At 62.9% G+C, this 13,349-nt stretch carries 10 protein-coding genes; 8 read left to right on the forward strand and 2 right to left on the reverse strand.

Features of this window, described 5'->3' with window-relative positions:
• Positions 1-17: 17 nt before the first annotated feature.
• From FHS03_RS03415 to FHS03_RS03450, 8 genes are all read left to right on the forward strand, one after another.
• Complete coding sequence (locus FHS03_RS03415) at positions 18-824, forward strand: PhzF family phenazine biosynthesis protein (protein ID WP_183439635.1); 807 nt, start codon at positions 18-20, stop codon at positions 822-824.
• Between the two features lie 147 nt (positions 825-971).
• Positions 972-3,362 carry a TonB-dependent receptor plug domain-containing protein gene (locus tag FHS03_RS03420; protein WP_183439636.1) on the forward strand — a complete coding sequence of 797 codons (2,391 nt, stop codon included), beginning with the start codon at positions 972-974 and terminating at the stop codon, positions 3,360-3,362.
• Between the two features lie 102 nt (positions 3,363-3,464).
• Positions 3,465-3,749, forward strand: a complete 285-nt coding sequence (locus FHS03_RS03425) for a CopG family transcriptional regulator (protein ID WP_183439637.1) — start codon at positions 3,465-3,467, stop codon at positions 3,747-3,749.
• Between the two features lies 1 nt (position 3,750).
• Positions 3,751-4,041 carry a type II toxin-antitoxin system RelE/ParE family toxin gene (locus FHS03_RS03430; RefSeq protein ID WP_183439638.1) on the forward strand — a complete coding sequence of 97 codons (291 nt, stop codon included), beginning with the start codon at positions 3,751-3,753 and terminating at the stop codon, positions 4,039-4,041.
• Positions 4,042-4,120: 79 nt separating this feature from the next.
• Positions 4,121-6,244: a bifunctional 2',3'-cyclic-nucleotide 2'-phosphodiesterase/3'-nucleotidase gene (locus FHS03_RS03435; protein WP_183439639.1), complete on the forward strand. Its 2,124-nt coding sequence runs from the start codon at positions 4,121-4,123 to the stop codon at positions 6,242-6,244.
• A 29-nt stretch (positions 6,245-6,273) separates the two neighbouring features.
• Entirely contained in the window at positions 6,274-7,047 is a 774-nt protein-coding gene (locus FHS03_RS03440) for a tetratricopeptide repeat protein (RefSeq protein WP_229426051.1), read from the forward strand.
• Between the two features lie 188 nt (positions 7,048-7,235).
• Complete coding sequence (locus FHS03_RS03445; protein WP_183439640.1) at positions 7,236-9,398, forward strand: TonB-dependent receptor domain-containing protein; 2,163 nt, start codon at positions 7,236-7,238, stop codon at positions 9,396-9,398.
• 265 nt (positions 9,399-9,663) lie between these two features.
• On the forward strand, positions 9,664-11,382 hold the full coding sequence (locus tag FHS03_RS03450; RefSeq protein ID WP_183439641.1) for a methyl-accepting chemotaxis protein: 1,719 nt from the start codon (positions 9,664-9,666) through the stop codon (positions 11,380-11,382).
• A 3-nt stretch (positions 11,383-11,385) separates the two neighbouring features.
• Here FHS03_RS03450 and FHS03_RS03455 read toward each other — a convergent pair whose 3' ends face one another.
• Together FHS03_RS03455 and FHS03_RS03460 are read right to left on the reverse strand one after the other, a co-directional pair.
• Complete coding sequence (locus tag FHS03_RS03455; protein ID WP_183439642.1) at positions 11,386-12,147, reverse strand: LytR/AlgR family response regulator transcription factor; 762 nt, start codon at positions 12,145-12,147, stop codon at positions 11,386-11,388.
• The gene (locus FHS03_RS03460; protein WP_183439643.1) at positions 12,147-13,265 is read right to left on the reverse strand and encodes a sensor histidine kinase; all 1,119 of its coding nucleotides are present in this window, start codon (positions 13,263-13,265) and stop codon (positions 12,147-12,149) included. The genes FHS03_RS03455 and FHS03_RS03460 overlap by 1 nt, the downstream gene beginning before the upstream one ends.
• Positions 13,266-13,349: the final 84 nt, after the last annotated feature.

Here is a 13,349-nt window from a genome sequence, read left to right on the forward strand (position 1 = left end):
ATATGCAAGAGTAGTAGATGGCAGTGATTTATGAGCTGAAATGTTTTGGTGCGCAGGCGGGCGAAGGCAATCCGGCGCTGGTGGTGCTGGAGGGCGCGCAGGATATCGCGGAAAGACAGGCGTTTGCGGCGCGGAGTGGCGTCAGCGCCTGCGTTTTTGTGGATCGCGACGATGAGCAGGCGGTTTATGTGCTGGACTATTTCTATCCGCATGCGCGCAGTCCGCTTTGTCTGCATGCCACGCTGGCGGCGGCGCGGGTGCTGCTGGAACAGCGGAAGCAAGCGCTCACCGTGCGCACTGCCATGCGTGGGCAGTTGCTGGAGTTGTCTCAAACTGGGAACGATGTCTTTATCAGCCTGACGCGCCAGCCCGCGCCCTCCCCTGAGCTGACGCCCGGCCTGGTGCAGCAACTGCTGAACGATGAAACGCTGGAACTGGCATCCGCACCCGTAGTCGCATCGGTCGGCAGCCCCAAACTGCTGCTGGAGGTGGGCGATAGCGCCACGCTGTTCGGCCTGCGCCCCGACCTGGCGCGCATTACTCAGTGGAGCAAGGAGCATGGAGTGAACGGCTGCTATGTGTGGTGCCGCCGCGCGGATGGCCACTTGGAGGGCCGCAACTTCAACCACCTCGATCCGGCGGCGGAAGATGCGGCGACCGGCGTGGCGGCGGGCGCGCTCACGGCGCACTTGCAAAGTGCACTTCTCATCTACCAAGGGTCACATTTAGGGCAGCCCTGCTTGATACGCACCAGACTGGCGCAAGACACAATCCAGATCGGCGGCGCTGCGGAATTTACGCACCACAATAGAGCATATCTCTAGGAAATACAGCCTTTATACACGATTTCCTCACGCGCACAATTAGTAAAATCCAAGCTGTGCGAAATTGTCACAGTGCTGAAATAAGTAATAGTTAGGCATAGAAACTATCGCTTAGAATCGATCAATCTTTCCATGGGAGATTGTTAAGTGTTTCCGATTCCTAAGCTCCGCAAAGCCGTATTGTTCAGCCTGTACGGCGCCGCCTCGCTGGCTGCCGCGCCTCACGTCCTGGCCCAGACGACCGACACCGCAGCCAAATCCGGCGAAATCCAGACCGTGAGCGTGGTGGGTTCGCGCCGCGCCACCAGCTCCACCACCGACACCGTGGTGCCGATCGATGTGATCCCGATGAACAAGGTGGCCGAGCAAGGCGGCCAGTTCGATCTGGCGCAGACGCTGACTTACATCTCCCCTTCCTTCAACTCGACCCGCCAAACCGGCGCCGATGGCGCCGACCTGGTGGATTCGGCTGCGCTGCGCGGCCTGGGGTCGGACCAGACCCTGGTGCTGGTGAACGGCAAGCGCCGCCACACCTCGGCCCTGGTCAACCTGTTCGGCGCGCGCAATCGCGGCAATACCGGCACCGATATGAACGCCATCCCGCTGCTGGCGATCAAAGATGTGCAAGTGCTGCGCGACGGCGCCGCCGCCCAATACGGCTCGGACGCGATTGCCGGCGTGATCGACGTCGGCCTGAAGAAAAGCCTGGGCTGCGAATCGGTGGCCGGCTACAGCCAGTACTCGGCGGGCGACGGCAAGAACTATATGGCCTCGGCCTATTGCGGCGTGGCCCTGGGCAGCGGGGTGGTCGGCATCACCGGCGAATACCTGGACCGTGGCCGCTCCAACCGCGCCGAGCCGGGCAATCCGCGCACCATCGGCGACACCAAGGCCAAGAACAAGACCGTCTACCTGAACGGTGAATTCCCCACCGGTGGCGCGGGCAAGCTGTACTTCACTGCGGGCGTGCAGAAGCGCGACGCTTCCAGCGGCGCCTGGGCGCGCGGCACGCCGGAAGAGGATGACCGCAATATCGGCCCGATGTATCCGAACGGCTTTGTGCCCTTCATCAACGGCGATCTGGACGACCGCTACGCCATCGTCGGCTTCCGCAGCAAGATCGGCGAGTGGAATGCCGACCTGTCGCAGACCTATGGCTATAACCGCTTCAAGTACAACATCAGCAATACGCTGAACGCTTCCATCGCCAATGCCGACATCCTCAAAGGCGGCAAGGGCATCAGCCCAAGCAGCTTCGATGCGGGCGGCTTCTCCTTCCAGCAATCGACCACCAATTTCGACATCAACCGCTACTTCGACGGCTTGATCGGACAAGGCTTGAACGTGGCCTTCGGCGCCGAGTACCGCGCCGAGAAGTACAAGATTTTCGCCGGCGAACCCGGCTCCTACGTCGACGCCGACGGCGTGGGTGTGGGCGGCGCGGCCGGCAGCCAGGGCTTCCCCGGCTTCCAGCCCGGCGACGTGACCAACGCCAAGCGCCACAGCAGCGCCGCCTACATCGACCTGGAAGCGGACCTGAATGCGCAGGCCAAGCTGCAAGGCGCGCTGCGCTGGGAGAAGTTCAGCGACTTCGGCTCCACCATCACCGGCAAGCTGGCCGGCAGCTACCGCGTGGCCGATCCCGTGCTGCTGCGTGCCTCGGTGAGCAGCGGCTTCCGCGCACCGTCGCTGCAGCAGAAGTATTTCTCGTCCACCTTCACCGACTTCATCTCCGGCGTGCCGACCGATGTGGTGCTGGCGCCGAACGGCGGCGCGGTGGCGGAACTGGCGGGCATTCCCAAGCTGAAGGAAGAGAAATCGCGCTCCTACACCCTGGGCGCGACGTGGACGCCGACGCAAGCCACCTCGGTCACGGCTGACCTCTACCACATCAAGATCAAGGACCGCATCGTGCTGTCGGGCCGCTTCACCGCCGACAACTACCCCGATCTGGCGGCCCGTCTGGCCACGCTGGGCGTAGGCCAGGCCCAGTTCTTCGTCAACTCGGTCGACACCAAGACCCAAGGCCTGGACCTGACCGCCTCGCATCGCGGCAGCTTCCTCGACAACAAGCTGACCACCTTCCTCGCGCTGAACGTCAGCAAGACCGAGGTGAAAGGCATCCACGCGCCACCATCGCTGAAAGGCTATGAGGACGTGCTGCTGTCCGAACGCGAGCGCCTGTTCATCGAGCAGGGCGGCCCGCGCCGCAAGGCCACGCTGGGCTTCGACTATGTGACCGGCAAGCTGGAGACCGACTTCAAGATCATCCACTTCGGCCCGCAGACCCTGGGCACTTTCAGCGGCACCGCCGCCGGCGTGCCGAACGCGCACTACGAGGCCAAGACCTCGGCCGACCTGGCCTTCACCTACACCATCAACAAAACGTGGAAGGCCACCTTCGGCGGCAACAATATCTTCAACGTGAAGCCCTCGCCGCAGAACCGCGACGAAACCGACAATGGCTTCAAGTACGACAGCGTGCAATTCGGCCTGAACGGCGCCTCCTACTTCGCTCGTCTGTACGCCAAGTTCTGAGCGCACTTCGCCGCATCTGAACGCCCCGCCGGCAACGTGCGGGGCGTTTTTTCTTTCTATACCAGCGGTGCTAGAATCGAACCATCTCCAAGAGAGGCCGGCATGACTAACACTACCATTCAGCTCAGCGCCGAACTGCAAGCCGCTATCACCAAAGCCGCCGAACGCGCCGGCATCACGGAACACGACTATGTCTTGGCCGCCATCAGCGAAAAACTCATCTGGGATAGCCCTGATCCCGATGTGCATGACGAAGCCGAGCGCCGCTGGCAACAGTTCCTGCAAACCGGCATGGCTATCCCTCATGAAGAGGTAATTGAATATTGGGAGCGCCGCCTGGCGGGGGAGCAGGTTCCTAGACCGGTAGCACGCAAAATCAAGGCCTGATATGGCCAGCCTGGTATGGCTGGAATCGGCGACAGAGGATACTGAGAACATCTTCGATTTCCTGGCGCAGAGTTCTCCTGCTATGGCCACAACAAAGCTGAAAACCATCCACGATGCAGTGGACATCCTCAAGCATGCTCCCAAGCTGGGACATCCGGCTACATTGGGACGCCGCGAGCTTCTGATAGGGAAGCATCATGGCGGCTACGTCGCCGTCTACAGATACGATCCGATCACCGACACCGTCTTCGTTCTGGAAATCCGCAGCCAGCGCCAGCTACCGTCTTCATAATCCCTTCATGCCCTGTCATACCCCTGTCACGAATGACAATTAAAGTCGCGGCTTTGATTTTCTTCTGACAGGGAACGGCATGAAAACGAATTGGGTGATGGTGGCGGCGCTGGCCGCGGCGGGTCTGGTCGGTTGCGGCAGCAGCAGCAACGACAACACTACCTTGGTGACCAAGCCGGAAACGCCGAAGATCCCGGAAGGCACCACCGTCAGCTTCGCGCTGATGGAAACCACCGACCTGCACGCCAATGTGCTGAGCTACAACTACTATTCGCTGTCCGAAGACACCAGCCTCGGTCTGGAGCGTACTTCCACCCTGATCCAGGCCGCCCGCGCCGAGAATCCGAACAATGTGCTGCTGGACGACGGCGACACCATCCAGGGCACCCTCCTGGGCGACCTGCAAGCCCTGACTTCGCCGGTGCCCTGCTCCGGCACCCTGGCCATCCACAAAGCCATGAACGCGCTGAAGTTCGACGGCGGCGGCATGGGCAACCATGAATTCAACTACGGCCTGCCCTATCTGAGCCAAGTCACCAACACCGAATTCAACATCCCCGGCGTGAGCAAGCCGGCCGGCACCTGCGGCGCGCCGACCTTCCCCCTGGTGCTGAGCAACGTCACCGGCGTCGCCAGCCAGAAGCCGATCTTCCAGCCTTACGCCGTGCTGCCGCGCGATTTCGCGGCCACCGCGCCGGACGGCAGCAAGCTGACCGTCAAGCTGAATATCGGCATCATGAGCTTCGTGCCGCCGCAAATCCTGGATTGGGACCAGAAGAATCTGGCCGGCAAAGTGGCCGTCACCGGTTCCGTGGAAGCAGCCAAGCAGTATGTGCCTGAGCTGCGCAGCAAGGGCGCGGACGTGGTCGTGGCGCTGTCGCACGGTGGCCTGGACCCAAGCCCGTACAGCCCGAAAATGGAAAACCAGAGCTACCACCTGACCAGCACCGGCATCGACGCGCTGATGATCGGCCACTCGCATCTGGTCTTCCCGAAAGGTAAAGAGGCCAACGCGCCGGCTCTCGACCCATCCTTCGCGGCCCTGCCGGCCAACGCCAAGATCGACGCAATCAACGGCTTCGTCAACAATGTGCCGACCGTGATGGCGCAGAGCTGGGGCCGCCGTCTGGGCATCATCAAGATGACCATGGTGTATCAAGGCGGCAAATGGGTGACGCAGCCAGCCAAGACCAATGTGGAATCGCGCGGCTTCAAATACACCGACGGCAGCACCCTGGTGAAGGCCGATCCGGAACTGTCGAAACTGATCAAGGACGAACACGAAGCCACCGTGGCCTATGCCAAGCAGCCGCTGGGCGTATCGACCGACTTTGAAATGTCGTCCTATTTCTCGCTGGTGGGCGACGTGAGCGCGATCCAGCTGGTGAACCAGGCGCAGCTCGACTACGTGAAGAACTTCATCGCCAGCAGCACCGATCCTGTGCTGTCGACCTACAAGAACATTCCGGTGATCTCCTGCAGCGCGCCGTTCAAGGCGGGCCGCAACGGCGCTTCCGACTTTACCGACGTGGCGCCGGACGCCAGCGCCAGCAAGCCGGTGGGCCTGCAGATCCGCAATCCGGGCGACCTTTACCTGTACGGCAACAACAATCTGCAAGCCGTGAAGATCAAGGGTTCCGACCTGAAGGCCTGGCTGGAAATGTCGGCCAAGCAGTTCGGCCAGATCGATCCAGCCAAGACCACCGAGCAGGATCTGGTGCCGTCCTACGGTACGATCTTCAACTTCGACGTGTTCTACGCCGAGGGCAATGCGCTGAAATACCAGATCGACGTCAGCAAGCCGGCCGGCAGCCGCATCGTCAACCTTAGCTTCCAAGGCAAGCCGGTAGCCGATGGCGACGACTTCATCGTGGCCACCAACGACTACCGTGCCGGCGGCGGCGGCAATGTGCCGGGCATCGACGGCAGCAAGACCATCATCAAGTCGCCGGATGCCAACCAGGCCGTGGTCAGCAACTACCTGCAAAAACTGGGCAAGACCACCGGCAAGGTGACGCTGGCCGATAACGGCAGCGCGCAAAGCTGGAGCTTCGTGAAAGTGAAGACGGCCGGCCCGGTCTTCCTGCGTTCGGCGCCAGGCCATCTGCCGCTGGCGAAGAGTGCCGGCCTGGCCCAGGTCGCGGCGGAAGGCGGATTGGATGCCTCCGGCTTCGCTAAGTACAGCATTGACCTGAGCAAGTAAGCACCTTGGCGCAAAAGGAAGCACGCGGTATGAAACGCTGGAGCATCACCCTGCTGGCCTGCCTGTCGCTGGCCGCACTGACGGCCTGCCGCGAAGGCGGGCCGCATATGGCGGCAGGCGCCGATGGCGCCGGGCCGGACGCCGCCCGCATCGAGTCGGTCGCGATGACGGCGTCGCAGCAGGGCAATGCCGAGGCGGAGCAGCGCCTGCGCAGCTGGGCCGCGCGCGGCATGCCGGTGGCCCAGCGCGAGCTGGGCATCCTGTACCGCGCTCGTCCCGGCCAGCAGGAGGAAGCCATGCGCCTGCTGGAGCAGGCGGCGCGCAGCGGCGATGCGCAGGCCGCCTTCCACCTGGCGGAGGCGTATCGCGGCATCGCCAACGGCACGAGCGGCAGCAGCGCGGCGGCCAGCAGCGGCACCTCCCCTGGCGCGCTGGCTTGGCGCTGGTATCTGGCGGCGGCCGAGAAGAAGCATGCGAAAGCGGCGCTGATGCTTGGCCTGCTGGCGCGCAATGGCGAAGGCGTGCCGCGCGATGCAGCGCGCAGCGCGCGCTGGCTGGAAGCGGCCAGTGAGCTGGGCAACGCGCATGCGATGTTCCTGCTCGCCTATGCCTATCGTGAAGGACAGGGCGTACCGCGCGACGCGGCCCGCGCCCAGCACTGGCTGGAAGAATCGGCCGAACATGAATATCCGCCGGCCCTGCAGGAGCTGGCCATGGCGGTGGCCGACAGCGATGCCGAACGCGCCGGCCATCTGCTGAAGGAAGCCCACGAGCACCGTCGCAATAACTGGAACCGCTTCTGAATCAAAGCCGGGAGTGAAAATTCCCGGCCATCTTATGGTTTCCAAAATTTATATTGCAGCAATATTTCTAATTGATTACCATTGCGAATAATTCGCATTCGCATCACGTCTGACGAATTGCATTCAAATCGTTCAGGCACCCGCCGGCCCTCAAACGTTCGTTCACCATTTATTTTTGAGGATTTCCCATGTCTGGCATGCACTCCCCCCGTTTGCGCCCGCTCAGCGCCGCCGTCCTGATGACTCTCTCCGCCGCCGCCCACGCGCAGCAGGAAGCCGGTCCGCCAACGCCCGCGCGCCACGCCACGGTGGAGCAGATCATGCCGGAAACCACGGTCAGCGGCACCGGCATCGGCGTCTCGCGCGCCGCCTATCCCGGCTCGGTGACGGTGCTGGATCGCGACAACCTGTCCATCAGCAGCGGCGTGATCGACGCGCTGTCCCAGGTGCCAGGTTTCAGCGCCGGCGGCGGCAGCGGCCGCGAGATCGGCCAGCACTTCAACATTCGCGGCTTCGGCTACCAGAGCGAGGAGCGGGTCATCGTCAAGCAGGATGGCATCCGCCGCTCCGCTTCGCTGTTCTCCAACCATATCTCCAGCTTCCGCATGGATGGCGACCTGCTCAAGCGGGTCGAGGTGGTCAAGGGTTCGTCCTCGGTGGCGCACGGCAGCGGCGCGATCGGCGGCGTGGTATCCAGCACCACGGCCGACGCCAACGACTTCCTGGCGACGGGCGCGGAAACCGGCATCGCCACCAAGCTGCGCTACGACCATAACAACCACCGCGAAGGCTATGTGGCCCTGGCCAGCGCCCCTACCGGCAGCGCCTTCGACGTGCTGGCCTACGTGAAGAAAACCCACGACGGCGACATCAAGCTGGCGCGCATGGTGGGCACGCCGCCGAACCAGTTCCAGCACACCGACAACGATGAAAACGGCAGCAATTACTTCTTCAAGGCGGGCTGGAACCTGGCGCCGCGCCAGCGTCTGAGCCTGTCGTATTTCGATATGGGTGAGCGCGTCGAAACGGCCTGGCAAACGCTATGGCATGCGCAAACGCCGGCCACAGGGCCGATCAGCGGCAAACTGCGCCAGCGCGACTGGTCGCTGCGCTACACGGCCAACCCGGCCGGCCTGCCCTGGCTGAACCTGGAGGCGTCGGTATACACCGCCGAAGCCAGCTACCAGCGCGGCTACGACTATGTGAGCAGCGGCAAGCGCAACACCATGGACTACCTGAACCAGGACAAGCGCACCGGCATCGATATCCAGAACCGCTTCGCCTTCTCCGCGCTGGGCGCGAAACACCGGCTGGTGCTGGGCCTGAGCTATGAACGCCGCCACGAGGACGCGCGCATGGTGTCGAACGGTGAGCTGAGCGACTTCGGCTCCATGCCCAACACCTACCAGGACAGCGGCCTCTTCGTGCAGGAAGAAATGAGCCTGCTGGACGACAAGCTGGTGCTGCATATGGGCGGGCGTTACGACAGCTTCCGGCGCAAGGTCAAAAACAAGAATGCCGATTACAGCGATTCGAACTTCTCCCCGCGCCTGGGCGCCAGCTACGCCGTGGGTGGCGGCCTTATCCTGCTCGGCAACGTGTCGCGCACCTACCGCGCGCCGACGCCGCACGAAACCTCGTCCAGTGGCGCGCTCAATCCCTTCTACTGGTATCTGCCCAATCCCGACCTGAAGCCGGAGCACTCGAAAGAGCGCGAGCTGGGCGCCTCGCTCAGCCGCAACGCCCTGTTTGCGGAGAAGGACCGGCTGTTCGCCAAGGCGATGTACTTCAACGGCAAAATCTCGCAGATGATCGGTCTGACGGCGCTGCCGGAAATGGGACCGCCGCCGTCAAGCGAAAACTACGCGCGCTACACCAATGCCGATCTGGTGAAGCGGCGCGGCTATGAGATCGAAGTGGAATACCGCCAGCCACTGTGGCAGCTGGACGCCAGCTACGAGCATCTGAAACAGGTCAATCAGAGCACCGGCAAGAACTACCCAAATGCCTTCGCCGACAAGCTGCGCCTGAGCGCGGGCTACTGGCTGACGCCGGAAGCGAGCATCGGCCTGGCGGTGTCGCACTGGCGCAAGCCGGACCAGAACCCCGCCACCTATGTCAGCGGCAAAAAGACTGAGTACTATGTGCGCGACAGCTACACCATCGCCGACCTGAACCTGCGCTGGCAGCCCGCCGCCTCGCCCTGGAAAGCGCTGGGCCGCCAGGTGGAAGTGCTGGCCGGCGTACGCAATCTGTTCAACCGCCCGTATCTGAACGCGATGAAGGCGGAAAACACGGCCCAGGTGGGCAAGGCGCGCAATATCTATATAAGCATGTCGAACCGCTTCTAAGCATCCCTCCGGAGGCTGCGCCCGCAGCCTCCACGTTCCTGCGCTAAACCCGAGCAAGACACTACATTATTGCAAGTAAATTATTGCTCTAAAGCAAATTTCGCGCTATAGTGCGGCCATATTACTTAAGCAATAGTTACACTCATTTAAGTGGACGGCCGCCCAAGCCCCGCGGCCCCCGACTTCCTCCCCAGGCCCTAACCCTGCCTATGCCATGCCGTCCGCGGCAGGCCGACACACATCTGAAGAAGCGGAGCAGCAACCTATGAACAAACTGAAAGTAGGCACCACATTAACGTTGGGTTTTGCCGCAGTCCTGTTGATGCTGGCATTTGCAACCCTGTTAAGCATTAGCCGCATGGCCGATATGAACGAGAATATGGACATCATCGTGCGCGAACAGTACCCCAAGGTGCTGGAAGCACAGAGCATTCTCGACCTGAATAACAAGATCGCCCGTTCACTGCGCAACTCCCTGCTGATCTCCGACACCACGCTGGCCGCCAAGGAAATCACCACCGTGCGGGCCAAGCTCAAGGAAATCGAAGAAGCCTATGGCCGTCTGACGCCGCTGATCAAATCCGACCAGGGCAAGGCCTTGCTGGCCACCATGCAGTCGTCCCGCAAAACCTATGACACCGCGCTGGCTGAAGTGATCCGTCTGCAGGAAGCCAGCCAGCGCGACGACGCCGTGAAATCGATGCTGGAAAATATGCGCGCCTCGCAGCTCGCATATATGGACGCCATCGGCGCCCTGATCAAACACCAGAGCGGCGTGATCGAACATGGCCGCCAGAACGCGGAAGACGCGTATACCAGTGGCCGCCTGACCATGATCATCATGGGTGCGCTGGCCTTGGTAGCCGGCATCGCCGCCGCCTGGATCATCACGCGCAGCCTGCTCAAGCAGCTCGGCGGTGAGCCGGAATACGCCAGCGGGATCGCGCGCCAGATCGCGGCCGGTGACCTGGCCGTGCGCATCGACATCAAGGACGGCGACAAGAGCAGCCTGCTGTATGCCATCCGCGGCATGCGCGACAGCCTGGCCCAAATCGTGGGCGAGGTACGCCTCGGCACCGACTCCATCGCCACCGCATCGGCCCAGATCGCAGCCGGCAACCTGGACCTGTCGGCGCGCACCGAGCAGCAAGCCGGTTCGCTGGAGGAAACCGCATCGTCGATGGAAGAACTGACCTCCACCGTCAAGCAGAACACCGACTCGGCGCGCCAGGCCAATGAGCTGGCGCAATCGGCATCGAGCGTGGCCGTACGCGGCGGCGCCGTGGTGTCGCAGGTGGTCGATACCATGAGCGCGATCAACGAATCCTCGCGCAAGATTTCCGACATCATCGGCGTGATCGACGGCATCGCTTTCCAAACCAATATCCTGGCGCTGAACGCGGCGGTGGAAGCGGCACGCGCCGGTGAACAGGGCCGTGGCTTCGCTGTGGTGGCCTCCGAAGTACGCAATCTGGCGCAGCGCTCGGCCGGCGCTGCCAAGGAAATCAAGGAATTGATCGGCGACTCGGTGGAGAAAGTCAACGCCGGCGCGCAACTGGTCGACCAGGCCGGCGCCACCATGGGCGAAATCGTGGACAGCGTGAAGCGCGTGACCAACATCATGGGCGAAATCACCAACGCCAGCCACGAGCAGGAAGCGGGCATCGAACAGATCAACGGCGCCGTGGCGGAGATGGATTCCGTCACCCAGCAGAATGCCGCGCTGGTGGAGGAAGCCGCCGCCGCCGCAACCTCGCTGCAGGAACAGGCGTCGCGCCTGGCCGAGCTGGTAGGCGTGTTCCGCCTGGACGCCAGCGTGGGCGCTGCGCGGCGCCCGGCCGCCGCTGCCGCCGCGCCGAAAAGCGCCGCCTCGGTGGTGCTGAAACCGGCCGAACCGCTGCTGCGCCCGCAGCTCTCGCGCAAGGCTGCTGCCCAGTCGAAGGCCACCGCCAAGGCCAGCGCCGATGAATGGGAAGAGTTCTGATCCCTAACCGAACAGCCCGCGCAATGCGGGCAGATAGCGTTCGCTGACTGCCACCTGCGCGCCACAGCGCAGGTGCAGTACTCCCCCGCCCTCCCCCGTTGCGCTGAAGCGCGCACATTCCTCCCTGCGCACGATTGCGCCGCGATGCACGCGCAGGAACTGCGCCGGGTCGAGCATCTGCTCCAGACGGCTCAAGGGCATGCGGTGCAGCACTTGGCGCTGCGCCAGATGCAACTGGACGTAGTTGCCCGCCGCCTCCAGCCACCTCACCTCATTCAGCTCGACACGCTCGATGCGTCCCACCGAGCGTATGTTCAGATGATACGCATACCCGCCGTTTGGCTGTCCCTGCGTGCCGCCCAGGCAGGAACGCACGGCCTGCGCATAGCCGGCTTGCTGCTTTTGCTCCAGCATGGCCTGCGCCCGCATTAGTGTCTGCGCAAAACGCTGGTCATCGAAAGGCTTCAGCAAATAGTCCAGTGCATGTACGTCGAACGCTTCGATGGCGTAACGGTCGTATGCCGTGACGAAGACGATCAGCGGCGGCGCCGCCGTCTCGCACAGCTCGCGCGCCAGCGCCAGGCCGGAAGAACCGGGCATCTGAATATCGAGGAAGACCAGCTCGATGCCGCCCGCTGCCAGAGCGCCGCGCGCCGCCTCGGCGCTGTCGCATTCGCCCGCCACTTGCCATTGCGCATGCTCGGCCAGCGCCAGCCGCACATTGCTGCGTCCCGGCGCTTCGTCGTCGACGATCAGGGCGCGCATCACGCCGCCTCTAGATAAAACAGCATCTCAATCTCCACCTGGAAGCGCTGGCCGTCGTGATGGGTGCGTAAGCTGGCAGCCTCGCCGTATGCCAGCTGCAGGCGCGCCGCCGTATTGCGCAAGCCTATGCCAAGGCCGGCTGCCGACGCGTCGCCGCCATCCCCGGATACGCGATTGCTGAGGCGGATGCGCATCCGTTCTCCCATGCGTTCGAAATCCAGCACGATGTCGCCGCTGCCGCCGTGGCGTTCCAGTCCGTGTTTCACGGCGTTCTCCACCAGCGGCTGCAGCAGCAGCGGCGGGCAATCGCCATCCCTTACCTGCGTCTCGCCGCCAATACTCCATTGCAGTTTTTCGCCATAGCGCAGTTCCTGCAGGGCCAGATAGCCGCGAATGAAGTCCAGCTCCTGTGCCACGCTTACGCTATCGCGCTCGCTGGAGGCCAGGGCATAGCGCAGCAACTCACTGAGGCGGCTGATGCCGCTCAAGGCCACCGGCTTGTCGTCGGCGCGCACCAGCGCGCTGATCGCATTGAGCGCATTGAAAATGAAATGCGGCTCCAACTGACCGCGCAAGGCTTGCAGTCGTTGCTCCTGCAGGTCGAGCCGCAACATGGTGCTCTGCCGCCAGGAACAGATGGCGACAATCGTCACGTATGCTCCGCTCATCCACGCCATTTGGAAAAACCAGCTGTAGTTATTCGAAGCCAGCAGGACTTCCCAGAAGCGCGCCGAGGAAAACACTCCGTCCACACGCAATACGTAGGCCGTCGCGTAATAGAGGCATTCGAGCGGCAGGTAGGCCAGCGCCAGCAGCAGATAGACGGTGACGAGGTGGCGCGCCTGCCCCAGCCAGCGCGGGTGGCGCGCGAAAAAAGCGTATACGCCGGTGCTGTACAGGGCGATGGGAATATGGCCGATCACCCAGCGCGACAGATAGGAAAGGTAAGGACGCGGCTTACCCTGCAGCGCTGCATCAAGGTAGGAACTCTGGGCGCCGAATAGGCAAATCAGCCCCCAGATCAGCGCATTCGCCAGAACGATGCGCAGCAGGGCATGCGCCCAATGGCGCTGCTGGACAAGGAAGGTAATCATTGGCAGCGAGTATAGCAGCGGCATTCCGCCTTTTCCGCTGGGCGCAGGGGCATTCGTCCCATGCCGCCGCCCGTTCGTCACACAGCGATTTTCAGGCGCCATGGCGCT

It is taken from the genome of Pseudoduganella violacea, from assembly GCF_014191875.1.
Lineage (GTDB): Bacteria > Pseudomonadota > Gammaproteobacteria > Burkholderiales > Burkholderiaceae_D > Rugamonas > Rugamonas violacea_A.

Coding starts and splice junctions, on each gene's coding strand:
- FHS03_RS03425 (WP_183439637.1), top strand. CDS start 3,465: ATGACTAACACTACCATTCAGCTCAGCGCCGAACTGCAAGCCGCTATC.
- FHS03_RS03455 (WP_183439642.1), bottom strand. CDS start 12,147: ATGCGCGCCCTGATCGTCGACGACGAAGCGCCGGGACGCAGCAATGTG.
- FHS03_RS03445 (WP_183439640.1), top strand. CDS start 7,236: ATGTCTGGCATGCACTCCCCCCGTTTGCGCCCGCTCAGCGCCGCCGTC.
- FHS03_RS03440 (WP_229426051.1), top strand. CDS start 6,274: ATGAAACGCTGGAGCATCACCCTGCTGGCCTGCCTGTCGCTGGCCGCA.
- FHS03_RS03435 (WP_183439639.1), top strand. CDS start 4,121: ATGAAAACGAATTGGGTGATGGTGGCGGCGCTGGCCGCGGCGGGTCTG.
- FHS03_RS03415 (WP_183439635.1), top strand. CDS start 18: ATGGCAGTGATTTATGAGCTGAAATGTTTTGGTGCGCAGGCGGGCGAA.
- FHS03_RS03460 (WP_183439643.1), bottom strand. CDS start 13,265: ATGCCGCTGCTATACTCGCTGCCAATGATTACCTTCCTTGTCCAGCAG.
- FHS03_RS03450 (WP_183439641.1), top strand. CDS start 9,664: ATGAACAAACTGAAAGTAGGCACCACATTAACGTTGGGTTTTGCCGCA.
- FHS03_RS03430 (WP_183439638.1), top strand. CDS start 3,751: ATGGCCAGCCTGGTATGGCTGGAATCGGCGACAGAGGATACTGAGAAC.